This window comes from Sphingopyxis italica (genome assembly GCF_011926545.1).
Taxonomy (GTDB): Bacteria; Pseudomonadota; Alphaproteobacteria; order Sphingomonadales; family Sphingomonadaceae; genus Sphingopyxis; species Sphingopyxis italica.
In genome coordinates this window covers 1-24,293 of the sequence record NZ_JAATIT010000009.1, presented here as the reverse complement: position 1 = coordinate 24,293, position 24,293 = coordinate 1, and the positions used below count along the sequence as shown (strand labels likewise).

Annotated in this window: 20 protein-coding genes and 1 tRNA gene; 14 read left to right on the top strand and 7 right to left on the bottom strand. The window is 65.8% G+C overall.

Features of this window, described 5'->3' with window-relative positions; genetic code table 11:
• Positions 1-158: 158 nt before the first annotated feature.
• The 6 genes from ung (at position 159) to GGR90_RS19150 (ending at position 2,970) form a co-directional block, all read left to right on the top strand.
• Positions 159-863, top strand: coding sequence for a uracil-DNA glycosylase (gene ung / locus GGR90_RS19170; protein WP_167923012.1), 705 nt, complete (start codon positions 159-161; stop codon positions 861-863).
• A 10-nt stretch (positions 864-873) separates the two neighbouring features.
• Entirely contained in the window at positions 874-1,632 is a 759-nt protein-coding gene (locus tag GGR90_RS19165; RefSeq protein WP_167923011.1) for a sulfite exporter TauE/SafE family protein, read from the top strand.
• Positions 1,633-1,710: 78 nt separating this feature from the next.
• On the top strand, positions 1,711-1,842 hold the full coding sequence (locus GGR90_RS19675) for a hypothetical protein (protein WP_280740937.1): 132 nt from the start codon (positions 1,711-1,713) through the stop codon (positions 1,840-1,842).
• A gap of 31 nt (positions 1,843-1,873) precedes the next feature.
• Positions 1,874-2,155 carry a DUF427 domain-containing protein gene (locus GGR90_RS19160; RefSeq protein ID WP_167923010.1) on the top strand — a complete coding sequence of 94 codons (282 nt, stop codon included), beginning with the start codon at positions 1,874-1,876 and terminating at the stop codon, positions 2,153-2,155.
• A gap of 12 nt (positions 2,156-2,167) precedes the next feature.
• Positions 2,168-2,632: a YaiI/YqxD family protein gene (locus GGR90_RS19155; RefSeq protein WP_167923009.1), complete on the top strand. Its 465-nt coding sequence runs from the start codon at positions 2,168-2,170 to the stop codon at positions 2,630-2,632.
• A 155-nt stretch (positions 2,633-2,787) separates the two neighbouring features.
• On the top strand, positions 2,788-2,970 hold the full coding sequence (locus GGR90_RS19150) for a hypothetical protein (RefSeq protein ID WP_167923008.1): 183 nt from the start codon (positions 2,788-2,790) through the stop codon (positions 2,968-2,970).
• A gap of 105 nt (positions 2,971-3,075) precedes the next feature.
• Here GGR90_RS19150 and GGR90_RS19145 read toward each other — a convergent pair whose 3' ends face one another.
• Entirely contained in the window at positions 3,076-3,714 is a 639-nt protein-coding gene (locus tag GGR90_RS19145) for a glutathione S-transferase family protein (RefSeq protein ID WP_167923007.1), read from the bottom strand.
• A gap of 103 nt (positions 3,715-3,817) precedes the next feature.
• Here GGR90_RS19145 and GGR90_RS19140 point away from each other — a divergent pair, with 103 nt between their 5' ends.
• Positions 3,818-4,579, top strand: a complete 762-nt coding sequence (locus GGR90_RS19140; protein ID WP_167923006.1) for a competence/damage-inducible protein A — start codon at positions 3,818-3,820, stop codon at positions 4,577-4,579.
• On the opposite strand, the gene GGR90_RS19135 is transcribed toward GGR90_RS19140, so the two are convergent.
• Positions 4,552-5,787 carry an MFS transporter gene (locus GGR90_RS19135; RefSeq protein WP_342449967.1) on the bottom strand — a complete coding sequence of 412 codons (1,236 nt, stop codon included), beginning with the start codon at positions 5,785-5,787 and terminating at the stop codon, positions 4,552-4,554. The genes GGR90_RS19140 and GGR90_RS19135 overlap by 28 nt on opposite strands.
• Positions 5,788-5,847: 60 nt before the next feature.
• On the opposite strand from GGR90_RS19135, the gene GGR90_RS19130 reads away from it, so the two are divergent.
• Positions 5,848-6,630: a transglutaminase-like domain-containing protein gene (locus tag GGR90_RS19130; RefSeq protein ID WP_167923005.1), complete on the top strand. Its 783-nt coding sequence runs from the start codon at positions 5,848-5,850 to the stop codon at positions 6,628-6,630.
• Between the two features lie 89 nt (positions 6,631-6,719).
• On the opposite strand, the gene GGR90_RS19125 is transcribed toward GGR90_RS19130, so the two are convergent.
• The 4 genes from GGR90_RS19125 to GGR90_RS19110 all read right to left on the bottom strand — a co-directional run bounded on the left by GGR90_RS19125 (position 6,720) and on the right by GGR90_RS19110 (position 8,677).
• A tRNA-Gly gene (locus tag GGR90_RS19125) sits at positions 6,720-6,793 on the bottom strand.
• A 198-nt stretch (positions 6,794-6,991) separates the two neighbouring features.
• Entirely contained in the window at positions 6,992-7,702 is a 711-nt protein-coding gene (locus GGR90_RS19120) for an RES family NAD+ phosphorylase (protein ID WP_167923004.1), read from the bottom strand.
• A 7-nt stretch (positions 7,703-7,709) separates the two neighbouring features.
• The gene (locus GGR90_RS19115) at positions 7,710-8,120 is read right to left on the bottom strand and encodes an MbcA/ParS/Xre antitoxin family protein (RefSeq protein ID WP_245198845.1); all 411 of its coding nucleotides are present in this window, start codon (positions 8,118-8,120) and stop codon (positions 7,710-7,712) included.
• Positions 8,121-8,206: 86 nt separating this feature from the next.
• Complete coding sequence (locus GGR90_RS19110) at positions 8,207-8,677, bottom strand: Lrp/AsnC family transcriptional regulator (protein WP_167923003.1); 471 nt, start codon at positions 8,675-8,677, stop codon at positions 8,207-8,209.
• A 97-nt stretch (positions 8,678-8,774) separates the two neighbouring features.
• On the opposite strand from GGR90_RS19110, the gene putA reads away from it, so the two are divergent.
• Positions 8,775-11,870 (top strand): bifunctional proline dehydrogenase/L-glutamate gamma-semialdehyde dehydrogenase PutA, encoded by a 3,096-nt coding sequence (gene putA / locus GGR90_RS19105; RefSeq protein WP_245198844.1) that lies wholly within the window; start codon positions 8,775-8,777, stop codon positions 11,868-11,870.
• A gap of 169 nt (positions 11,871-12,039) precedes the next feature.
• Here putA and GGR90_RS19100 read toward each other — a convergent pair whose 3' ends face one another.
• Positions 12,040-12,990: a tetratricopeptide repeat protein gene (locus tag GGR90_RS19100; protein WP_245198843.1), complete on the bottom strand. Its 951-nt coding sequence runs from the start codon at positions 12,988-12,990 to the stop codon at positions 12,040-12,042.
• 153 nt (positions 12,991-13,143) lie between these two features.
• Between GGR90_RS19100 and gdhA the strand changes: the two genes are divergently transcribed.
• Genes gdhA through GGR90_RS19075 form a run of 5 tightly spaced genes read left to right on the top strand, consistent with a single transcriptional unit; the run spans position 13,144 to position 24,178 of the window.
• Positions 13,144-14,499: an NADP-specific glutamate dehydrogenase gene (gdhA, locus tag GGR90_RS19095; RefSeq protein ID WP_167923001.1), complete on the top strand. Its 1,356-nt coding sequence runs from the start codon at positions 13,144-13,146 to the stop codon at positions 14,497-14,499.
• 51 nt (positions 14,500-14,550) lie between these two features.
• Positions 14,551-15,984 (top strand): multiheme c-type cytochrome, encoded by a 1,434-nt coding sequence (locus GGR90_RS19090; protein WP_167923000.1) that lies wholly within the window; start codon positions 14,551-14,553, stop codon positions 15,982-15,984.
• Between the two features lie 4 nt (positions 15,985-15,988).
• Positions 15,989-17,965, top strand: a complete 1,977-nt coding sequence (locus GGR90_RS19085) for a heme-binding protein (RefSeq protein ID WP_167922999.1) — start codon at positions 15,989-15,991, stop codon at positions 17,963-17,965.
• A 3-nt stretch (positions 17,966-17,968) separates the two neighbouring features.
• Positions 17,969-19,903: a hypothetical protein gene (locus tag GGR90_RS19080; RefSeq protein WP_209023890.1), complete on the top strand. Its 1,935-nt coding sequence runs from the start codon at positions 17,969-17,971 to the stop codon at positions 19,901-19,903.
• A gap of 6 nt (positions 19,904-19,909) precedes the next feature.
• Positions 19,910-24,178 carry a hypothetical protein gene (locus GGR90_RS19075; protein ID WP_381449301.1) on the top strand — a complete coding sequence of 1,423 codons (4,269 nt, stop codon included), beginning with the start codon at positions 19,910-19,912 and terminating at the stop codon, positions 24,176-24,178.
• Positions 24,179-24,293 lie beyond the last annotated feature (115 nt).

Genomic DNA, 24,293 nt, shown 5'->3' with positions numbered 1-24,293 from the left:
CTGCGGCCACTATAATTGAACCAATCATCGGTCACACACTCCAATTTTACATTGAGTCGAGGTTGGCAGGTTGTTGGGATGTCGGCAATCGGTCGCTAGTCGCCTTTCGCGGGGATCAGCACTGGACAAGCCCGCGCTCCTCTGGTGAAGCCGCGGGCATGGCCGAGATCAACCTGCATCCCGACTGGCTCGCGCGCATCGGCGGCGAGTTCGAGCAGCCCTATATGGCGGCGCTGAAGCAATTTCTGAGCGAGGAGCGCGCCAAGGGCAAGGCGATCTTTCCGCGCCCGCGCGACTGGTTCGCGGCATTGGACGCGACGCCGCCGCAGGATATTCGCGTCGTGATTTTGGGGCAGGACCCCTATCACGGGCCGGGGCAGGCGCACGGGCTGTGCTTCTCGGTCCAGCCCGGCGTGCGGACGCCGCCGAGCCTCGTCAATATCTATAAGGAAATGCGGAGCGACCTCGGCATTCCGCCCGCTTCGCACGGCTATCTCAAACATTGGGCAAGCCAAGGCGTGCTGCTGCTCAACAATTGCCTGACCGTCGAAAGCGGCATGGCGGCGTCGCATCAGGGCAAGGGGTGGGAGAAATTCACCGACGCCGCGGTCGCCGCGGTCGCCGCCGATCCGGCCCCCAAGGTCTTCATCCTGTGGGGCAGCCATGCGCAGAAGAAGGCGGCGAACGTGCCGGGGCTGGGCCCGGGCAGCCCGCACCTGATCCTGCGCGCGCCGCACCCGTCGCCGCTCTCGGCGCATAACGGCTTTTTCGGATCGCGGCCGTTCAGCCAGGCGAACGCGTTTCTGGAGGCGCACGGGCGCGGGGCGATCGACTGGCGCCTGCCTGAGAATCCAGAAGCGTGAGACCCGGAGCATGAGCATATTGGGCGATCCGGCGACGCTGGCGATTCTGGTCGTCGCGGTCGTGCTGCTCGGCATGGCGAAGGGCGGGCTCGCCGGGGTCGGCGCGCTCGCGACGCCCTTGGCGGCATTGGTGCTGCCGCCCGCGACCGCGGCGGCGCTGCTGCTGCCGGTCCTGATCGTGCAGGACGTGATCAGCGTCTGGTCGTTCCGCAAGACGTGGGACGGCTGGATCATCGGCTGGATGCTGCCCGGCGCCGCGCTCGGCATCCTCGCCGGGTGGTATTATGCCGAGCGGGTGAACGAAGCGCAGCTGATGGCGGCCTTGGGCGCGATCACGCTCGCCTTCGGCCTTTACCGCCTGTGGGTCGAACGCGGCGGGCGGATCGTCGCCGCGTCGCGCTCGCCGGGCTGGGTCGGCAGTCTGTTCGGCGTCGCCACCGGGCTGACGAGCCAGATCGCGCACGCCGGCGGGCCGCCGTTCCAGATGTGGGTGACGCCGCGCCGCCTGCCGCATCTTGTCTTCATCGGGACGAGTTCGGTGCTCTTCGCACTGATCAACTGGATGAAGGTGCCCGCCTATCTCGCGCTCGGCGCCTTTCCGCACGAGGTCGTCGTCGCGGCGCTGCTGCTGATGCCGCTCGCGATCGTCTCGACGCTGCTCACCGTGCGCTGGATGAAGCGGATCAATCCCGAACGCTTCTATGTGCTCATCTATGTGCTGATGGTGCTGCTCGGCGCCAAGCTCTTGTGGGACGGGCTGGCCGGATAAGGGGCGACGGGCGCCGCGAAAGCGCGTAGGTTCGCCGCCGGCGGACACAGGCGTCCGCCTCTTTCCAAGGTATTGACCATGGCCAAGGGCCAGAAAAAATCGAACCGCGAAACGCGCAAGCCCAAGGCCGAAAAGCCGAAAAAGCCCAATGCGAGCAATCCTTCGACCAAGGCCGGGGTCGTCGCGGGGCTCGACAATATGAAGAAATAATCGCGCGGCGCGCGGGAGGCAGGAGGCGGTGATGGTTCGGGCGCGGTGGAACGGTGCGGTGATCGCCGACAGCGACGACACGGTCGTGGTCGAGGGCAATCATTATTTCCCGCGCGCGGCGGTCGATGCGGGCGTGCTGTCGGAGAGCGCGACGACGAGCCTGTGCCCGTGGAAAGGCATCGCGCATTATCATCATGTCACCGTGGACGGGCGGGTGAACGCGGACGCCGCCTGGTATTATCCCGATCCCAAGGAGGCGGCGGCCGCGATCGAGGATCGCATCGCCTTCTGGAAAGGCGTTGAGGTCGGCTGACCGCGCGATTCGATGGCTGCGTCTCCGCAAATCCTCGTCGATGCCGACGCCTGTCCGGTGAAGGACGAAATCTATCGCGTCGCGTGGCGGCACGAGGCCCAGGTGAAAGTCGTGAGCAACAGCCGGATGCGCGTTCCCGAGCATCCCTTGATCGAGCGCGTTGTCGTCTCGGACGGCTTCGACGCCGCCGACGACTGGATCGCCGAGGCGGCGAATGCGTCGAGCATCGTCATTACCGCCGACATCTTGCTCGCCGACCGCGCGCTCAAAGCCGGGGCGAGCGTGCTCGGCCCCAATGGCAAAGCCTTTACGCCGGCATCGATCGGCCCCGCGATCGCGACACGCGCGATCATGGCCGACCTGCGCGCGGGCATGGACGGCCGGGTCGGCGGACCGCCGCCCTTTTCGAAAGCCGACCGCTCGCAATTCCTGCAGGCGCTTGATACCGCCTTGGTGCGACTGAAGCGCCAGGCGTAAATTTCTTTCGTTTATTTTCAGCAACTTGAGAAATTCATTTGGTCGAGTGACGGCGATCACCGCCCGGTGCGTCGATGCGCGTCATAAGCAGGGCATCGGGAACGTCCCGAGCCCAATTTGACACACACCGAACCGCTTTGAAAAGGAATGTAACGATGACCACGAAGATGATCCTTGCGCCCGTTCTCGCGCTCTCCTTCGCCCTCTCGGCGACCCCCGCGATGGCTCAGTCGGCGCAGCCCGCGCAGGGCGGCATGACGGTGACGTCGAACCCGATCCAGATACTGATCGGCCTGCTGCTCCCCGCGGTGCAGAAGGTGCGCGACGCGGCGCGCTAAGCCCGACCGGCTTCCTGTCCGGGCCGTCCCACCACGGCGGTCCGGAACCACAGCCCTCCCGCCCCTGCGACCCAGGCGGGAGGGCTGTTTCGTTTCCGAGCGAGTTTATCCCCCGCCGCCCGCCGCCTGCATTTCGGCGATCAGGCCATTGTCGATTTCCTTCGCGCGCTTGTAGGCGGGGCGTTCGCGAAGCCCGGTGGCATAGGCCTCGAACGCCGGGCGCGGCGCGATGGTGCCGAATTGCAGCCCCCAGTCGATCTGGCTGCCGACATAGACGTCGGCGGCGCTGAACCGATCGCCCGCGACGAACGCTTTGCCCGCGACCGCGCTTTCGAGCGTGTCGAGCGCCGCGGCGAGCGAGCCGAAACCCGCCATGCGCTGCTGGTCGACATCGGGCTCGACCCCGAAATGTTTGGCGGTGATCGCCTGCTCGACGGGGCCCGCGGTGAAAAAGAGCCAGCGGTAATAATCGGCGCGATCGGCGGGATCGGGGGCGAGACCCTTTTCGGGGAAGGCGTCGGCGAGATAGGCGCAGATCGCGGCGCATTCGGTCACGGTCTTGCCATTGTGGACGATCGCCGGAACCTTGCCCATCGGGTTCACCGCCAGATAGGCGGCGTCCTTCATCGTCGTCCCATAATCGAGGATGCGCGGCTCATACGGCGCGCCGACTTCCTCGAGCATCCAGCGCGCGATCTGTCCGCGTGACATCGGGTTGGTATAGAAAATCAGTTCGTCGGCCATGGCGCTTCTCCCTTGGGGTTTCGATTCGAGTGAGAACGTATCAGGAACATGGTTTGACCGCCAGCAGGCTTGTTTTGTCACCGTTCGCGGCTAAGGCAAGGTGATGAGCGACGAACGCATCTGGACCGCCGCCGTGCTGGTGATCGGCGACGAGATTCTCTCGGGCCGCACGCAGGACAAGAATGTGTCGCAGATCGCGACCTGGCTCGACGTGCAGGGGATTCGCCTGCGCGAAGTGCGCATCGTGCCCGACGTCGAGGCGGAGATCGTCGACGCGCTCAACGCGATCCGCGCGCGCTACGACTATGTCTTCACCACCGGCGGGATCGGGCCGACGCACGACGACATCACCGTCGATGCGGTGGCGAAGGCGCTCGGCGTCGGCGTCATCGTCCACCCGCAAGCGCGCGCGATCCTCGAACTTTATTATACGGCGCGCGGCGGCGAGCTGACCGAGGCGCGGCTGCGCATGGCGCGCACCCCCGCCGGCGCCGAGCTGATCCCCAACCGCATGTCGGGGGCGCCGGGCATCCGCATCGGCAATCTGTTCGTGATGGCGGGGGTGCCGCATATCACCGCGGGCATGCTCGACGCGCTGACCGGCGAGCTCGAAGGCGGCAAGCCGCTCGTCGCGCACACGATCGGCGCCTGGGCGCCCGAAAGCGAGATCGCCGACCTGCTCCGCCTCGGTGAAAAGGAGCATGTGGGCGTCGCGATCGGCAGCTATCCCTTTTTTCGCGACGGCAAGGTCGGGGCGAATTTCGTCATCCGCTCGGTCGATGGTGCAGAGGTTGCCGCGTGCGTCGCGATGCTGGTCGCGGGCTTCGAGGCGCTCGGCTATGCGGTGACCGACGGCGGCATCTGATCGACAGGCTGCGCGCGCGGCAGGCGGCGGAGCATGGCAATCGCGAGCAGGCCAAAGACGGCCGCGACGATGAAGGCGGCGCCGGGGAAGTGGACTGGCGCGCCATCAGCGGTGAAATAAGCCATCGTTCCGGTGAGCAGCAGCGGCGCGACGAGTTGTCCCAGCCCCATCGCCATCGCCGAAATCCCCTGCACCTCGCCTTGCGTCTCCGCCGTCGCGCGGCGCGACATCATCGCCATCAGCGACGGCTGCACCGGTGCCTGCAACGCGACGGGGATCAGCAGCAGGAAGGCGCCGATCGTCGAGGTGGTGAAGGCATAGCCGATGTACACCGCGATCGCGACGAGGATGCCGAGCGTCGCCGCGTCGCGTTCGCCGAAGCGCGCGACCGCGGGCCCGACGACGAAGACCTGCCCCAATGCGATCATCACGCCGACCGCGGCAAGGCTCGCGCCGATCATGCCGGGGGTCCAGCCGAGCTGCGCGATGCAGTAAAAGCTCCACGTCATCGGATAGACGAGGCTCGCGATCTGCCACAGCACGAGCACCCCCGCGACGCCGTCCATGCCGGGCAGCGCGCGCATCGTCTTCCACGCGCCGAGCGGATTGGCGCGGCGCCAGTCGAAGGCGCGGCGGCGTTCGGGCGGCAGCGTTTCGGGAAAGATGAAGAGGCCGTAGAGCATGTTCGCGGCGGCGAGGATCGCCGCCGCGACGAACGGCGCGCGCGGGCTGATCTCCCCCAGAAAGCCGCCGAGCGCGGGCCCCGCGACGAAGCCGACGCCGAACGCCGCGCCGACGAAGCCGAAATTGCGCGCGCGGTCCGCGGGCGCCGTGATGTCGGCGATCGCCGCCTGCGCCGCCGCATAGCTGCCGCCGAAAATGCCCGACAGCGCGCGCGCGACGAACAACCAGGGCAGGGTCTCGACGATCGTCAGCAGCGCGTAATCGATCGCGAGCCCGCCCAATGCGAGCAGCAGCACGCGCCGCCGCCCGAACCGGTCGGACAGATTGCCGAGCACCGGCGAGGCGAGAAAGGTCGCGACCGCCATGACGAGGCCGATCCACGCGCCGACCTCGATCGCGTGAGGCAGGTCGAGCTCGCCGACCTCCATCACGAGCTGCGGCAAGACCGGCATGATGATGCCGAAGCCGACCGCATCCATGAAGATCGTCGCGACGATGAAGGGGATGGTGCGCGAAGGCGTCACTTGTGCTTTTCCTTTGTTCTATTAAGCGCCACCGAACCCGCTCTCATGCGTTGCCGATAGATGAAACTCGAAATATCCGCCTCCCTAAATTATCGCCTGCCCGAACCCGTCGACCTGATGCTCCAGATCGAGGCGGCGGACGGGCACGGACAGAATGTGCTCGATGCGTCGCTCGACCTCGGCGCGCCCGAGCTGCTGGCGCGCGTTTCCGCATCGGGCGGCGTCTGCGAGCCGATATGGCTGCGCGGCGAAGGCACGCTCCGCGCCGAATATCGCGCGCGTGTCGAGGTCGACCGGCCGGTGGTCGACTTTCGCGCGCTCGCGGCGGTGCCGCTCCACCGCCTTCCGGCCAGCGCGGTGCTTTACCTCAACGAATCGCGCTATTGTCCGTCGAACAAATTCCATGCCTTCGTCGACCGGCGCTTCGGCGAGCTGGAGGGCGGCGAAAAGATCGGCCGGATGCGCGACTGGATCGAAAGCCGCTTCACCTATGTGTCGGGCGCGAGCAACAGCGAAACCGGCGCGCTCGACAGCTTCGTCGAGCGGCGCGGCGTCTGCCGCGACTATGCGCATGTGATGATCGCGCTCGCGCGCTCCGCGCACATCCCGGCGCGCATGGCGAGCGTCTATGCGCTTCGCGTCGCGCCGCAGGATTTCCACGCCGTCGCCGAAGTCTATCTGGATGGCGACTGGCATATGGTCGACGCGACGGGGATGACGCTCCCGACCGAAACCGCGCGTATCTGCACCGGCCGCGACGCCGCCGACATCGCCTTCCTGACCGCCTATAGCGAGATTCAGTTTATCGGGCAGTCGGTGACGGTGGAGCGCGTCGAAGGCTGAGGGGCCGCCGTGGCAAAGCCACGCCGTCGATCCTCGCTGCGCGAGGTCGGCCGAGCTTTCGCTGAGCGTGGCTAAATCGCTGCGAAAGCTGGAGCGGGTGAAGGGAATCGAACCCTCGTCGTAAGCTTGGGAAGCTTCTGCTCTACCATTGAGCTACACCCGCATTTCAATCACTTAGCTGTTATCTGGCTGTATGTTTTGGCGCAGTGTTTTACAGCAGCGATCGAAGGCACTTGCCTTTGCCGCCATCCGCATCGCCGGTCAATGGGTACATATCGATAATTGCACCTGAGCATTGCACGCCAGGAAAGCCGCCATTTGGACGTTCCGGAGGGATTTGATCAAAAGGACCCATCGGACCCTAAACCTCCAGGCGGAATATCTGGCCTGATCCGTCCAGGACAAGCTCGTGGATCATATCGATCCGTTTGCCGTCCCAGTGATAGCGGAAATGGCGGCCTTGCACGGGCTTGGCGATGACGTCCGGCCAGAAGGCGGCAATACATTCGCCGCCGGGATTGCGAACCGAGGGATAGACGATCCCGTCGCTCCCGGCATCGCGCTGCCGCCGCGCGAAATTCTGCGACGGCGCATAATCGTCGGGGGCGAGAAGCGCGTCGAAGCCGCTCGTCCGGATGTCGACGAGCCTGGCCTCTACGGCGCCGACCAATTCGCGCATGTCCGAGATCCAGCCCGGCTCATCGCTGGTGTCGAGCAGGCGCCGGGCCTGATGATGGGTGACTTCGGCAACCGCCGTCTCGAAATCTCCGGCGGCATAATAGGCGCCGAAATGGCCGTCGTGGAAGCGCCCCGGCCGGTCGGGCGAGCAATGGGTGAAGGGCGCCATCACATAGCTTGCGCCCGGTCCCGCGACGCGCCGTTCGACCGGCACAAGGTCGAGATTGCCGATCGTCTCGGCGATCCGGGGGTTCGTCTTCGCTTCGGCCGCGGCGAGCAGTTCCCAATCTTCCGGGTCGGCGAGGTCTTCGAACAGGTCGATCGGCGGATATTTGCTTTCGATCAGGCGGACGGCCGACGGCCAGTCGATATGAGACAGCGGCGTGCCCGGCATTCCCCCGTCACCACGCGCCGCGATAGCTGTCGAGGTAGCGGCGCACGCGCATCAGGTCGGTCAGCTGGCCGCCAAGCATGACCTCGAGCGCCGAGCGGTCACCGAAGGCACGGTTGGGCGCTTTGATCCAGCGATAACCACGGTCCGTTTCGGTATAGAGAAGCCGCAGCGCCTTGTGGATGCCGATGAGGTTCGAGAGGCGCGCCGCCAGATCGACGTTCCAGCGACCATATTCGCCTTGCTTCCAACGCTGATAGGTTCGCACGGCGATATCGCCGAGCAGCACCGCCGCCTGTGCGTCGGTCACGCCCCAATGGTCGAAGAGTCGGATCGTCGCGCGCCGCATGGCCTGCACTTCCGCGTCGGAGAAGCGGAGAGCGGGCGGTGGCGGTGCGCTTTTGATGGCAACGAGCTGCATGAATCTTCCTATGACAATTGGCTTATATATAGATAAATTACGCCAATTGTCAATGAGGCGCCAAAATCCGGCTGACGGTCGATCCTTCAGCGCGCCGATTCGAGGATCGTTTCCATCGCGACGAAGGTCGAGGTGCTCGCGACGTGCGGCAGGCTCGAGATTTTTTCGCCGAGCACGATGCGGTAGCGGCGGATGTCGGGGGTGCGGACCTTCAAGAGATAATCGAAGCTGCTCGCGATCATGTGGCATTCCTCGACCTCGGGAATCTGGCGCACCGCATGGTTGAATTGCCTCAATGCCTCTTCGCGCGTGTCCGACAGCTTGACCTCGGTGAAGGCGACATGGTCGAGCCCGACCTTGGCCGGATCGACGATGGCGCGGAAACCGACGATCAGCCCACTGTCGACGAGGCGTTTCACGCGCTGCTGGCACGGCGTTTTCGAGAGGCCGACCTGAAGCGCGAGCTCGGTGAAGGTGATGCGGCCGTCGCGGCCTAGAATCGCGACAATCTTGCGATCGAACTCGTCCAGATCGACTGTGGATGAAGCATTTTTCATATGAATCGACTAGGATTGATATAAAACTTGGTCAAATCATATATGAAGGTAGCCCAAACAAGTCGGATCGACTTATCGCAATATGCTATCAGGCGCCATGATACAAAGCCCCGACCGTGCGCCCCTCCGCGCCCTCGCTCGCCGCAGCGAATCCGACCTCGTCGCCGAACTGCGCGCCGCCCTTTCGACCTCCACGGCCAGCGTCGAGGCGGTGACGCGGCGCGGGCTCGAATTGATCCGAAAGGCGAAGGCCGACGGCGAGCGCGAGACGCTCGTCGCGCAGCTGATGAACCGTTATCGCCTGTCGACCGAGGAGGGCGTCGTGCTGATGTGCCTCGCCGAGGCGCTGCTGCGCGTTCCCGACAATGCGACCGCCAACGCGCTGATCCGCGACAAGATCGCCGGGCGCCACTGGGCCGAAGGCGACGATGACGACAGCCCGCTGGTCGTCGCGCTGTCGGCGCGCGGGCTGTCGCTCGGCTCGGCGACGCTGATGCTCGATGCGATGGGCAGCAAGGCGAATCCGCTGGGTTTGCTCAAATCGATGATCCGCCGTTCGGGCGAGCCGGTGATCCGCCAGGCGGCGCTCGCCGCGATGAAATTGCTGGGCCAGCAATTCGTGATGGGCGAGACGATCGACGCCGCGGTCAAGCGTGCCGACAAGGAAAAGTCGGAGCTTGCGAGCTTCGACATGCTTGGCGAAGCGGCGCGCACCGCCGAGGACGCGCGGCGCTATTACGACAGCTATGCCCATGCGATCGCGCGCATCGGCAAAGCCGCGAAGCCCGGCGACCCGCACGCCAACCACGGCATTTCGATCAAGCTCTCGGCGCTTCACCCGCGCTATGAATATCTGCAAGCGGCGCGCGTCCGGGACGAATTGATCCCGAACGTCATCGAACTCGCGAAGGCGGCGCGCGCGGTGAATATCCCGTTGATGATCGACGCCGAGGAAAGCGACCGCCTCGAACCGCATATGGACGTGTTCGCGGCGCTGATCGACGCGGGGATCGCCGACGGCTGGACGGGGCTCGGCATCGTGATCCAGGCGTATCAGAAGCGCGCGCCGGCGGTGATCGACTGGCTCGCGAACCGCGCGCGGATGCGCGGGGTCAGGCTGTCGATGCGCCTCGTCAAGGGCGCCTATTGGGACACCGAGATCAAGCGCGCGCAGACGCTGGGGCTTGGCGACTTTCCGGTGTTCACCGCAAAGCTCCACACCGACCTCAACTATATGCGCTGCGCGCAGCTGCTGCGCGACTATCAGGATTGCATCTTCCCGGCGTTTGCGAGCCACAATGCGATGACGCTTGCCTTTGTGTCCGAGCTGTTCGCGGGCGCCGATTATGAATTGCAGCGGCTGCACGGCATGGGCGAGGGGGCGCACGACGCGCTCGTTGCGCTGTTCCCGCCGCCGCGCCCGGTGCGCGTCTATGCGCCGGTGGGAACGCACCGCGACCTGCTCGCCTATCTCGTCCGCCGCCTGCTCGAAAATGGCGCGAACTCCAGCTTCGTGCACCAATTCTCCGATCCCGGCGTCACCGCCGAACAGCTCGCGGTCGACCCGCGCAGCGTCGCGAGCGCGGCATCTTCGAATATCGCGACCGGTCTCGGCCTGTTCGACCCGGTGCGGCGCAATTCGCGCGGCTATGATCTGGGCGAGCCGGGCGTGCCCGAGGCGCTGGTTGCCGCGATCGGCGCGGCACGGCGCGGCGATCTGGTCGCGGCGCCGATCGTCGGCGGCGCCTCGCGAAAGGGTAAAGCCGAAGCGGTGCGCAATCCCGCGACGGGTGCAGTGGTCGGGCAGGTGATCGAGGCTGATGCCGCCACTGTCGCCGATGCCGTCGCCGCGGCGCGGAAAGCGCACGACAATTGGAGCCTCGCGGGCGGTGCTTTCCGCGCCGAGCGGCTCGAGCGCGCCGCCGATCTGCTCGAAGAGCAGGATGCTCTGTTCCTCGGCCTTGCGATCGACGAGGCGGGCAAGACGCTCGTCGATGCGGTCGCCGAGGTGCGCGAAGCGGTCGATTTCCTTCGCTATTATGCGGGCCAGGCGCGCGCCGACTTCACCTATCCGGTGGCGCTGCCCGGCCCGACGGGCGAGCGCAACGAGTTGATGCTCGAAGGCAAGGGCGTGTTCGTGTGCATCAGCCCGTGGAACTTCCCGCTCGCGATCTTCCTCGGGCAGGTGTCGGCGGCGCTCGCCGCGGGCAATGCGGTGCTCGCGAAGCCCGCCGAGCAGACTCCGCTCATCGCGCATGCGGCGGTCGAATTGCTGCTCGAAGCGGGCATCCCCGGCGACGTTCTTCACTATCTCCCGGGGCGCGGCGAGACCGTCGGCGCGGCGCTCACGAGCCACGACGACATCATCGGCGTCGCCTTCACCGGATCGACCGAGGTCGCGCGGATGATCAACCGCAGCCTCGCCGGACGCGACGGTCCGATCGCGACCCTGATCGCCGAGACCGGCGGCGCCAACGCGATGATCGTCGATTCGACCGCGTTGCCCGAACAGGTGGCGCGCGACGCCGCCGCCAGCGCCTTCCAGTCGGCGGGGCAGCGCTGTTCGGCGCTACGGCTGCTCTGCGTGCAGGAGGATGTCGCCGGCACGATGATCGAGATGGTCGCGGGCGCGATGGCTGAACTCAACGTTGGCGATCCGTCGATCCTCGCGACCGATGTGGGCCCGATCATCGATGAGGAGGCGCGGGCGAATATCGCCGCCTATGTCGCCGAAGCGCGCGCCGCGGGGCGCGTGATCGCCGAGGCGCAGCGGACGGACCTGCCCACGGGCGGGTATTTCGTGCCGCCGGCCCTGATCCGGCTCGATCATGTCACCGATTTGAAGCGCGAGATTTTCGGTCCGGTGCTGCACGTCGCGACGTGGAAGGGCGGCGAACTCGACGCGCTGATCGATGCGATCAACGCCTCGGGCTACGGCCTCACGCTCGGCGTCCATACGCGCATCGATGGTGTGGCGGCGCATATCGCGGCGCGCGCGGCGGTCGGCAACGTCTATGTCAACCGCAACCAGATCGGCGCGATCGTCGGGTCGCAGCCGTTCGGCGGGCGCGGCCTGTCGGGAACCGGGCCCAAGGCCGGCGGTCCGCATTATCTGCACCGCTTCGCCGAGGAAAAGTCGATCTCGACCGACATCACCGCGGCGGGCGGCAATGCGGCGCTGATGGCCGGGTGAACGGATAGACTATCGCTGAAACCACGAGGCCCGATACAGAGTGGACGGCTGTCCCGGGCAAATACGTCCGAAAGCGTCTCGCGGCAGTGCGCCGCGGCGACCTTATGTTTTTGGCGCCCCCCGCAGCGACGCCGGATTAGCCTTTTCCCGGCCGCGCGCCAACGAAATTTTACGCGCCCGGCACGCCCAGCAACTGCGCCTGCGCCTTGAGGCGTCCCGCCGCGCCCGGGTTGGCGGCAATGCCGTCCTTCAGCGCCTGCGCCGCCTTTGCCGTTTCGCCCAGCGTCATGCGGCTGCGCATCAGCATGATCCAGCGGTCGATGTCGGCCGGATTGGCCGCGAGCTTGGCTTCGAGGCCGCTCACCATGCCCTGAATCATCTGGTCCTGCTGGCCCTTGGGAAGCTGTGACGCGGCCTCCATGTCGGCGCGGCTCGGCCCCGGAATCGCGCGCGCGGCGACGGGCATTTCGTCGGCGGTCAGCGCGCGCGGCCGGGTGGCGGCGAGCCGGTCCGCGACCTCGATCTTGTGGATCGCGCCGACCTGTTCGATCGTGCGGCGCAGGTCCGCCTCCCACGGCGCGCCCTGCGGCGTGTCGGAAAGCAGCGCGAACCAGTCGTCGATCGCGCCCCGATGGTCGCCGCCGATGTCCTTCTTCACCGCGAGGAAATAGCGCGCGCGCGGATCCTTCGCGTCGAGCGCGATCGCCTTGTCGAACGCCTCCGACGCCGCGGCGGGCATCGGCTCGCTGTCGCTCGCCATCACGCGCGCTTCGCCGAGCGCCGACCACAGACCCGCCGATTCGGGCGAAAGCGCGACGGCTTTTTCATAGGCCTCTATCGCCCCCGCGAAATCGCCGAGGTCGAATTTCGCGGCGCCGAGCGCGGTCCACGCGTCGGCGCTGCCCGGTTCGCGCTGCGTCCGCGCTTCGAGCCCGGCGAGCTGGTCGGACGGCGCGGCGGCGGTTTCGCTGGCGGGACCCGTGACCGACGGAGCGGAATCGCGCCAGATCGCATAGCCGATCGCCGCCGCGAGCAGGATGAAGGCGGCAATCAATATCACGCGATTGGTGCGCGTCATGCCGCCAGCCTTGTTCGCTTCCATGCTCTTGCTCTCGCTCATTTTTGCCCCTCTTGTACGCCGCACGAAAAATGCCGGCTGTGCGCGCCGTCATATTGCCTTTGCCCGGCGATGGTGTAGCCTTTGGCATATAAGGTCGGTCAACGATAAAATCAGGGGTCGCACCGGCTTTCCCAGTCAACAGGGGAGGGGTGCATGGCAGTTTCGGATCACGTCGATTTTTCGACGTTCATGGAAGGCGTGAAGCGGCGTAACCCGGGGCAGCCCGAGTTCGTGCAGGCGGTGCAGGAAGTGTCCGAGGACATTTTCGACTTCATCGCCGACAAGGAAGAATATCACGCGCAGCAGATATTGCGGCGCATCGCCGAGCCCGACCGGGTCGTGTCCTTTCGCGTCTGCTGGGAAGATGACAACGGCAATATCCGCGTCCAGCGCGGCTGGCGTGTCCAGAACAACAATGCGATCGGCCCTTATAAGGGCGGCATCCGCTTTCACCCGAGCGTCACCGAAAGCGTGCTCAAATTCCTCGCCTTCGAACAGACGTTCAAAAATGCGCTGACCGGGCTGCCGATGGGCGGCGGTAAGGGGGGATCGAACTTCAACCCCAAGGGCAAGAGCGTGCGCGAGATCATGCGCTTTTGCCAGAGCTTTATGACCGAACTTTATCGCCATATCGGCGCTGACGTCGACGTGCCGGCGGGCGACATCGGCGTCGGCGGGCGCGAGATCGGCTATATGTTCGGCCAGTATAAGCGCATCACCAACGAATTCACCGGGGTGCTCACCGGCAAGGGGCTCGAATGGGGCGGCTCGCTGATCCGCACCGAGGCGACGGGCTATGGCGCGGTCTATTTCCTCTCCAACATGCTCGCCGCGAAGGGGCAGGATCTGGTCGGCAAGACGGCGGTCATCTCGGGATCGGGCAATGTCGCGACGCACGCCGCCGAAAAGATCGTCCAGCTGGGCGGCAAGGTGCTGACGCTGTCCGATTCGGGCGGCTTCATCCACGACCCCGACGGCATCACGCAGGAAAAGATCGACTGGGTGAAGGCGCACAAGACGCATCGCCGCGGGCGGATCGAGGAATATTGCGACGAGTTCAAGACCGCGACCTTCACGCCCGGCAAGACCCCGTGGGGCGTGAAGTGCGACGTCGCCTTGCCCTGCGCGACGCAGAACGAGCTGCTCGGCGACGATGCCAAGACGCTGGTCAAGAATGGCTGCATCGCGGTCAGCGAGGGCGCCAACATGCCGACCAACCTCGACGGCGTGCATATCTTCAAGGACGCGAAGATCATGTTCGCGCCGGGCAAGGCGGCGAACGCCGGCGGCGTCGCGGTGTCGGGGCTCGAAATGAGCCAGAACAGCGGCCGCCGCGCGTGGAGCGAGGGCGAATTGCAGCAGATGCTCAAGGATATCATGGACGGTATCCACGCGCGATGTCTGACCTATGGCGATCAGGGCAATGGCTATATCGACTATGTGAAGGGCGCCAATATCGCGGGATTCAAGAAGGTCGCCGACGCGATGCTGGCTTTCGGGGTGGTGTAATTCGGCCCAAGGCGTAATAAGCGCCCGGGTTGGGGAAAAGGGGTATTGCGGATGACGGCGCACGCTGGGAAGGAGCGCGGCGATCGGTCTTGGACGGCATTTGCCGCCCTCGTCGCCATGCTGTGCGTGCTGGCGATCGCTGCGTTCGTCTTCGCGCCGCCCGCGCGGTCGCAGGGCGAAAGCGGCGCGCGCTATACCGGCGTCGCCTCGTGCGCGGGGTCGACCTGCCACGGCCGGATGGAGGGCGACGGCACCATCGTCCGCCAGGACGAGCTGATGACATGGCAGGAGCCTTCGACCCCCGGCGGTGCGCACAGCCGCGCCTGGGCTGTCCTCAATAACAACCGCAGCCAGTTCATCGCGCGCAATCTCGGCATCGGCGACCCCGCCAAGGCGCAGATGTGCCTCGGCTGTCACAGCACCGCGGGCACGGCGCGCGCAGTTCCGGCCGAGGACGGCGTCGGCTGCGAATCGTGCCATGGTCCCGCGGGCGGCTGGCTCGCGAGCCATTATGCGGGCGTGGGCACCAGCGCTGATCCCGACCGCGAAATGCGCGAAAAGCATCTCGCCAACCTGTCGGCGGGGCTCAAGAAGCTCGAGGATCCGGTGGTCCGCGCCGGGGTGTGCGTCGATTGCCATTTCGGTTCGGTCGCCGACGGCCAGTTCGTCACCCACCGCATCATGGCGGCGGGGCATCCGCGCATTTCGTTCGAGCTCGACCTTTTCTCCTCGCTGCAGGCGCATCATCAGGAGGACGCCGACTATGGCTGGCGCAAGTTCGGCGCGGCGGGTCGGCGCACCGACCATGTCCAGATGTGGGCGGTCGGGCAGGCGACCGCGATCGAGCGCAGCCTCGCGCTGTTCCAGACGCGGCGCGGGACCGAGGGGATCTTCCCCGAATTCATCTTCCTCGACTGCCACAGCTGCCACCGCCGCATCTTCGACCAGGCGAAGCCGGTGCGCACCGGGCTCGACAACCCCGGACGCAACCTTCCCGAAGGCATGCCGCCCTATAATGACGAGAATCTGATCATGCTCGCCGCGGCGGCGCGCATGGCGTCGCCCGCGCTCGCCGACCAGCTCGCGGCGCGCACCGCCGCCTTTCACAAGGCGATGGCCACCGACCGGGCGAGCGCTGTGCAAGCGGCGGCGCAGCTGTCGCAGACGGTCGCGGCGCTGAAATCGGCCTTCGCCTCGCGCAATTTCTCGGGCGCCGACGCCTTCGCGATGGTCGATGCGATTTCGGCAAAGGCGATCAGCGACCGCTACACCGACTATTCGGGATCGCAGCAGGCGGTGATGGGGGTCGATACCCTGCTCAACGCGATGGTGTCGTCGGGGCGGATCACGGTCGGCGCGGCGGCAGGCATTCGCGGCGACATCGACCGCGCTTACGCGGCGGTGAAGGACCCCAACGCCTATAAGCCTAGCGAATTCCAGACCTCGTTCGGCAGCGCGGTGCGCGCGATCGGGGCGCTCAGGTAAGATCATGCGAAGCAAGACCTCTCTTTTCCGTTCGGCCGCCTTTGCCGCGATGGGCGCGTTGCTTCTAACTTCTTGCGGGGGCGGAGGCGGCGGCGGAACGTCGACCCCGGCACCCACGCCCACACCGACCCCGACCCCCACGCCGACGGGCGGCCTCTACGCGCCGCCCGCCGCCGAGGCGCTGACCGCCGTCGATGTCGAACGCGTGCTCGCGCAGGCCATTTCGGAAGCGCAGGCGCGCGGGCTGCCGTCGGTGATCGCGGTGACCGACCGCGTCGGCAATGTGCTCGGCGTCTTTCGCATGAACGGCGCGCGCGCCACCGCGACGACCGCGTCCGCCCCCAATGGGGTAAATATCGACGCGCAGAACGTCACCTTCCCCGCCGAGGGCGGCGCGATCGCCAAGGCGGTGACCGGCGCCTATCTCTCGAGCGGCGGCAACGCCTTTTCGACGCGCACCGCGAGCCAGATCGTCCAGGAGCATTTTCCGCCCGCGCCGACCACCGTCGGCCTCGAAAGCGGGCCCCTGTTCGGGGTGCAGTTCAGCCAGCTGCCGTGCAGCGACCTCGCGGCGCGCTTCGGCGCGGCGGGCGCCGCGGCGCTGATCGGACCCAAACGCTCGCCGCTCGGCCTCGCCGCCGATCCGGGCGGGCTGCCGCTCTACAAGAATGGCGTGCTCGTCGGCGGCATCGGCGTGATGGGCGACGGCGTCTATGGCAGCGACCCCAATATCCTCGACGTCGATAATGATCCCGAGGAGTTTATCGCGCTCGCCGGCACGCGCGGCTTCGAGGCGCCGGCGGCGATCACCGCCGACAAGATCGCCGTCGATGGCACGACCCTGCGCTTCTCCGACGCGACGTTCGCCGGGGTGATGAGCAGCGGCGGCGCGAGTTTCGCGAGCTTCAACGGCACCGCGGGCAATCTCGTCGCGGTCATCGGCTATGCCAATGCCGCGATCACCGCGGGGATCGCCTATGGCAGCGAGGCGTCGGGCATTCGCGCATCGACCGCCGCCGAATTTTCGAATCGCGACGCCTTCGTGCTCACCGACGGCAGCGGCGCGAACCGCTATCCGATCCGCGCGGGCACCGACGGCGCGAGCAACAGCGCGCCGCTGACCGCCGTCGAGACGCGCGCCGTGCTCGAGGAAGCCTTCGCGGTGATGAGCCGCGCGCGCGCACAAATCCGCCGTCCGCTCGACAGCCGTGCACAGGTGTCGATCAGCGTCGTGGATACCCATGGCGCGGTGCTTGGCATCGTGCGCTCGCCCGACGCGCCGATTTTCGGCACCGACGTCAGCTTGCAGAAGGCGCGCACCGCCGCCTTCTTCTCGGGCGCGCAGGCGGGGGCCGAATTGAGCGCCAACACCAGTGCGGACGTGCGTCAGTTCGTCGGCGCGATGCGGACATTCCTGAACGATCCGGCCGCGCTGACCGGAGCGATCGCCTTCGCCGACCGCTCGGGAGGCAATCTGTCGCGGCCCTATTTCCCCGATGGCGAGGTCGGGCGGCCGCACGGCCCGCTGTCGCGCCCGATCGCGCAGTTCAACCCCTTCTCGACCGGGCTGCAATCGGCGCTGATCATCGGCAATCTGGGGCAACATCTCGGCTTCGTGTCGGGCGCGAGTCCGACCGATACACCAGCGCGCTGCACGACCCTGCCCAACGTCGCCGCGGGGCGGAACCGGCTGCAGAACGGCATCCAGATCTTTCCCGGATCGGTGCCCATCTATCGCGGCAACCAGCTGGTCGGTGCGATCGGCGTGTCGGGCGACGGCATCGATCAGGACGATATGATCAGCTTCCTTGGGCTTCATAATGGCGGCGCGCGCGTCGGCGGTATCGGCAATGCGCCCAAGGCGATCCGCGCCGACACGATCGTCGTGGGCGTCGGCGCCGGCGTGCGCCTGCGCTATATCAGCTGCCCCTTCGCGCCGTTCCTCGACACGGCGCAGCAAAATGTCTGCGAGGGGCTATAGGCGATGATGGCGGGGGGCAGTCTTTGGCCGGTCATCGCGACACTCGCGGCGCAGGGCGCGCCGGGGGGCGATGTCACGCCGCCGCCGCCACCCGCGCCCGACGGACCGCCGGTCGCGCGCGACGCCGCGCCCGCCGGGCAGCCCGCCGAAGAGCTGATTCCGCCCCCGCCGCCGGTCGACTGGCAGGAAATGGTCAAGGACGACCTCGTCACCGACATCATCGAAGGCCGCCGGCGTCCCGGCTACCGCCCCGACCTTCCCGACGCGCTGACGCAGGACAATGTCGGCGCGCTGCGCCCGCCGCCGCCGCAGGCCTTTCCGGGGATGGAGGATCAACTGCCGATCCCCGACCGCTGGCGCCTGATCGAGACATTGGGCGTGGTCAAGGAACGCTGGTTCGACCCCTATAACCAGAACACCTACAAGGGCGACCGGCCGATCGACCGCAGCAAGGTCAAATGGCTGCCGATCAAGGGCGACGACTGGTTCATCGTCGCCAATGCGGTATCCGACACCGTGTTCGAACCGCGCACCTTTCCCATCCCCGTCGGCGTCCAGACGACCGAGCGGCCGGGCAGCCTCGACGTGTTCGGCAAGGATCGCAGCTTCGTCTTCGCGCAGACCTTCATCGCGGGCGCGGCGCTGATCAAGGGATCGACGGCGTTCAAGCCGCCCGACATCGAATATCGGGTCACCCTCGCGTATCAGGCCAATTATGTCGACGTGCCCGAACGGCGCGTGCTCGATGTGCGCCCGTCGAAGGCGAGCCATCGCTATGACTCGTTCCTCGGCGTGCAGGAATTGTTCGTCGACAAGCATCTCGGCAACACGTCCGACCGCTATGACTTCTATTCGGTCCGCCTCGGCATCCAGCCGTTCCAGAGCGATTTCCGCGGTTTCCTGTTCAACGACAGCCAGCTCGGCGTCCGCCTGTTCGGCAATCGCGACAATAACCGTTTCCAATATAATCTCGCGGCCTTCTGGCGGCTTGAGAAGGATACCAATTCGGGCCTCAACGACATCACCCAGACCCCGCGCAGCGACTTCATCTTCACCGGCAATCTCTATCGCCAGGATTTCCCGGTCGTCGGGCTGACCAGCCAGATCAGCGTGACCTATAATATGAACCGCGAAAAGAACGACGTGCAGATCGACCATAACGGCTTCCCGGTGCGGCCTGCGTTGCTCGGCGATCTGCGCGGGCGCGAATATGACGTCGTCTATTTGGGCTATAGCGCCGACGGGCGGATCGGCCGGATCAACGTCACCGCGAGCTTCTATGCCGCGCTGGGCGAGGACCGGAACAGCTTCTTCACGAGCAAACCCGCCGAGATTCGCGCGGGCTTCGGCGCGGTCGAATTGAGCTATGATTATGACTGGATGCGTTTCCGCCTGTCGGGGCTCTACGCGACCGGCGACGGCGATCCGTATAACAGGACCGAGGGCGGCTTCGACGCGATCTTTGAAAATCCGATCTTCGGCGGCGCCGATACCAGCTACTGGATTCGTCAGACGATCCCCTTCGCGGGCGGCGGCCGCGTGATTGCGATCAACGGCCGCAACGGCATATTGAATTCGCTGCGCTCGTCGAAGGAAGAGGGGCAGTCGAATTTCAACAACCCCGGCACCGTCTTCGTCGGCGCGGGCGCCGATTTCGACCTGACCCCCGAATTCCGCGTCAGCACCAATTTCAACCATCTGTGGTTCGAAAACACCTCGAGCTTGCAGGCGCTGCGCATGGAAGGCTCCATCCCCAAGGATATCGGTTTCGACCTGTCGGTCGCGACGATCTGGCGGCCCAAGGCGACGCAGAATATCGTCGGCCGGCTCAGCGCCGCGGTGCTGCTCCCCGGCAAGGGATTCAAGGATTTGTTCGACAACAAGCAGAAGAATGACGCTTACGTCTCCATCCTCGCCAATGTGATCCTGAGCTTCTAGATGCTGATGCGCAAACTCTTCGCCCTCATCGCCTTCGTGACGCTGTGCGCCGCCTTTGGCGCGAGCGCCGGCCGCGCGGCCGAGGAGGAAAAGCCGCTCAAGATCGAATATCGCTTCACCCCGCCCGCGCCGCGCGAGCAGGGCGATGCCGCGGTCGCGGCGAAATCGAACGGCTGCTATTCGTGCCATACGCGCACCGACCAGCCGTCGATGCACGCGACGCCCGCCGTCAAGCTCGGCTGCACCGACTGCCACGGCGGCGATTCGACCTCGCCCGCCGCCTTCGGCAAGCCCGAGTTAGGCTATAAAAATCCCTATAACATCGCGGCGATGAAGGTCGCGCACCCGCAGCCGACCTTGCCCGGCGCGTGGCACGACAGTTCGGCGAACCCCGAACGCAGCTATACCTTGCTCAACAAGGAAGCGCCTGAATTCATTCGCTTCGTCAATCCGAGCGATTACCGCGTCGCGCGCGAGGCGTGCGGCGCGTGCCATCTGGAGATCATCGAGGCGACCGAGCGATCGCAAATGTCGACCGCGGCGATGTTCTGGGCGGGCGCCGCCTATAACAACGGCATCGTCCCGTTCAAACAATCGATCTTCGGCGAAGCCTATACGCGCGACGGCGATCCGGCGTGCGTTCTGTCGCCTTCCTCGCTGCTGACCGCCGAGCAATATAAGGAAGCGTGCAAGCCGTCGTTCGGCTTCGACAAGATAGTGACCGACGCCGAAGCCAAGCGCGGCGCGCTCGCCAAAATCTATCCGTTGCCGCGCTGGAACGTCATGCCGCCAAGCGACGTGTTTCGCGTGTTCGAACGCGGCGGACGCAACATCAACACGCAGTTTCCCGAGATCGGCCTGCCCAATCCGACCGGCAGCATCCAGCGGCTCGAGGAACCGGGGCGTCCCGACCTCAAACAGTCGAACCGCGGGCCGGGCACGGGCTTGCGCATCGCGATCGCGGTGCTCAACCTGCACAAGACGCGCCTCAACGACCCCTATATGTGGTTCATGGGGACCAACGACCAGCCCGGCGACTATCGCCATTCGGGCTGCTCGGGCTGTCACGTCATCTATGCCAACGACCGCGAACCGCGTCACAGCCTGACCTATGCGAAGTTCGGCCGCGATGGCGAGACGGCGACGGTCGATCCGACGATCGCCGGAAAGCTGGCGGCTTCCGGCGGCGAGGCACATGGGGGCGACGAGCATGGCGGCGGCGGGCACGGGGCACTGGTCGACCCGACGCGTTCGCACGCGCCTGACAATCCGCGGCGCAAGGAAGCGGGGCATCCGATCAGCCACGCCTTCACGCGCGCGATCCCGACCTCGCAGTGCATGACCTGCCATATGCACCAGCCGAACATCTTCCTGAACTCCTACCTCGGCTACACGATGTGGGATTATGAATCGGACGCGCCGCAGATGTGGCCGGGCCCCGAAAATAGCGCGCCGCGCCCGCCGGGGATGAGCGACGAGGACTATCAAAGGAAATACAAGCAGCAGCGTTACCCGACCGCGGCCGAAGTGCATCAGGTGCTCGAACGCAACCCCGAGGGCGCGGCTCCGCGCGGGCTGTGGTCGGACGTCGAATTCCTGCGCGACGTCTATGACGTCAACGATACGAACAAGGATACGCAGTTCGCCGATTATCACGGCCATGGCTGGAATTTCCGCGGCGTCTTCAAGCGCGACCGCAGCGGCAATCTGCTGACCGCCGACGGCAATATGGCGACCTATGGCACCGATACCGCCAATATCGTCGATCCGAACGATCCGGAGAAATGGCGCAAGAGCTGCGCCAGCTATTCCGATCCCAAGGAGCGCGAGCTCTGCCTGTCGAGCGCCGATCCCGAGCGACCCGGCGTCGAGGGCAAGTTCGTGCCGCCCGGCCTCAATCCCGGCAAGACGGTCCATATGATGGACATCCACGCCGAAAAGGGGATGCAGTGCGCCGATTGCCACTTCGCGCAGGACAGCCACGGCAATGGCTATATCCAGGGCGAGGTCGCGAATGCGATCGAGATCAGCTGCAAGGATTGCCACGGCACCGCCGACGCCTTTCCGAACCTGCTCACCTCGAACGTCGCGGCGCGGCCGCAAGGCAATAATCTCGCGCTGCTGCGCAACCCCGACGGGCGGCGGCGCTTCGAATTCCAATATGATGACGATGCCGAAGTCGTCGGCCTGATCCAGCGTTCGATCGTCGATCCGAAGCTCGAATGGCGGGTCAGCCTGGTCAAGCAGGCGGTGACGCCGGGGCCGCATTTCAACGCCAAGGCCGCGCGCGCCAAGCTGATGGCGCGGTCGGGATCGGAGGACGGCAAATATGAATGGGGGCCCGGCGTCGCAAAGGAGGATCGCGCGCACGGCGACGATAAAATGACCTGCTTCACCTGTCACCTCAGCTGGACGACGAGTTGCGGCGGCTGCCATTTGCCGATCGAGGCGAACTGGAAGACCAAGTCGCACCATTTCGAGGGCGAGGAGACGCGCAACTTCGCGACCTATAATCCGCAGGTCGCGCGCGACGAGATGTTCCAGCTCGGCCGGCACCAGCTGACCAAGCCCGGCGAACCCGGCCCGAACGGCGAGGTGCGCGGCATCATCACCCCGGTCCGCTCGACCTCGGCGCTGGTGTTGTCGTCGACCAACATCAACCGCGAACGCATCTATGTGCAGCAGCCGCCGATCTCGGCGGCGGGCTATTCGAGTCAGGCCTTCGCGCCGCATTTCCCGCATACGGTGCGCCGGTCGGAGACCAAGCAATGTTCGGACTGCCATTTGTCGGCGGCCGACGACAATAATGCGATCATGTCGCAGCTGCTGCTGCTCGGCACCAATTTCGTCAATTTCGTCGGCCTCAACGTGTGGTCGGGGATGGAGGACGGTTTTCAGGCGACCCGCGTCACCGAATGGGACGAGCCGCAGGCGGTGATCGGCAGCTATCTCCATCGATACAGCTATCCCGATTATTGGAAGCTGCACGTCGATCAGAATGGGCGCGAGCTCAAGAACTGGGTGCGCGGCAAGATCTTCGACAAAAAGGGTTCGGGCGAAACCCACGCGCTCGAAGAGTTCGCCAATATCGTCCAGGACACCAGCGGCCGGGTGAACTGCCTCCAGCAGCGCGGCGAATATATGTTCGTGGCCGAGGGCAAGGGCGGTTTCCGCGTCTATGACGTCGCCTCGATCGGCAACAAGGGATTCTCCGAACGCATCGTCCGCGCCCCCTTCTCGCCGCTCGGCCACGATACGCATGTGAAGACGAAGAACGCCACCTGCATGGCGATCGCGACGACCCAGCCGATCAGCGTCGCGCGCAACGAGAATATCGTGAAGAAATTCCCCGAGAACCACGAACAGGTGATGCACGACATCTATCGCTATGCGGTGATCACCGACAGCGTCGAGGGGCTGGTGCTCGTCGACATCGACACGCTGGCCGACGGCGAGTTTCGCAACAACAGACTGAAGCGCGCGCTGACGTGGAACGAGGGCAATGTGCTGGCGGGCGCGCGGCATGTGACGCTCGCGGGCAGCATCGCCTATGTCACCACCGACGCGGGGCTCGTCGTGCTCGACCTGACGGTCCCGCTCCAGCCGAAGGTGACCGCGCAATTGCCGCTGACCGATGCGCGCGCCAGCGCCATCCAGTTCCGCTACCTCTGGGTCACCGATGCCGAAGGGGTGAAGCTGTTCGACGTCACCAAGCTGACGCAGCCGGTGGCGGTGCCATCGGGGACGGTGCGGCTCGCCGATGCGCGGAAGATCTATCTCGCGCGGACGTATATGTATGTCGCGGCGAAGGCCGACGGGCTCGTGATCGTCGATGTGACGCGGCCCGCGGCGCCGATCGTCTGGCCGGGGCTGACCTTTGGCGGCGCGCTCATCGATGCCGAGGATGTCATCGTCGCATCGACCAACGCCTCGCTGTTCGGCTATGTCGCCGACGGGCGGAACGGGATCAAGGTGCTGCAGCTTACCAGCCCCGACGATCCGGGGCTCTACGGCTTCTCGCCCAAACCGACCCCTGAATTGATCGCCTGGGCGAAGACGCCGTCGCCGGCGCTCGCGCTGTCGAAGGGGCTCGACCGCGACCGCGCCGTTGACGAAACCGGCGGCCAGATGGCGGTGTTCGGCCGCATCGGATCGCGTCCGTTCACCCGCGGCGAGATGGAGAAGCTGTTCCTGAACAGCAAGGGGATGGTCTACAAGGTCCGCGACGAGGTCGACGAAAGCGCGTGGCGCCCGCCGCTGCTGTATGCGAACTGAGGAGCAGATCGGCTTTCGATGGTGGGTTCAACGGGTCGCCGCAACACGCTCAGCGAACATTTCAGCCGGTGTCTGATACATCAAGGTTTTTCTGGGGCGCTCGTTGAGCTGGCGA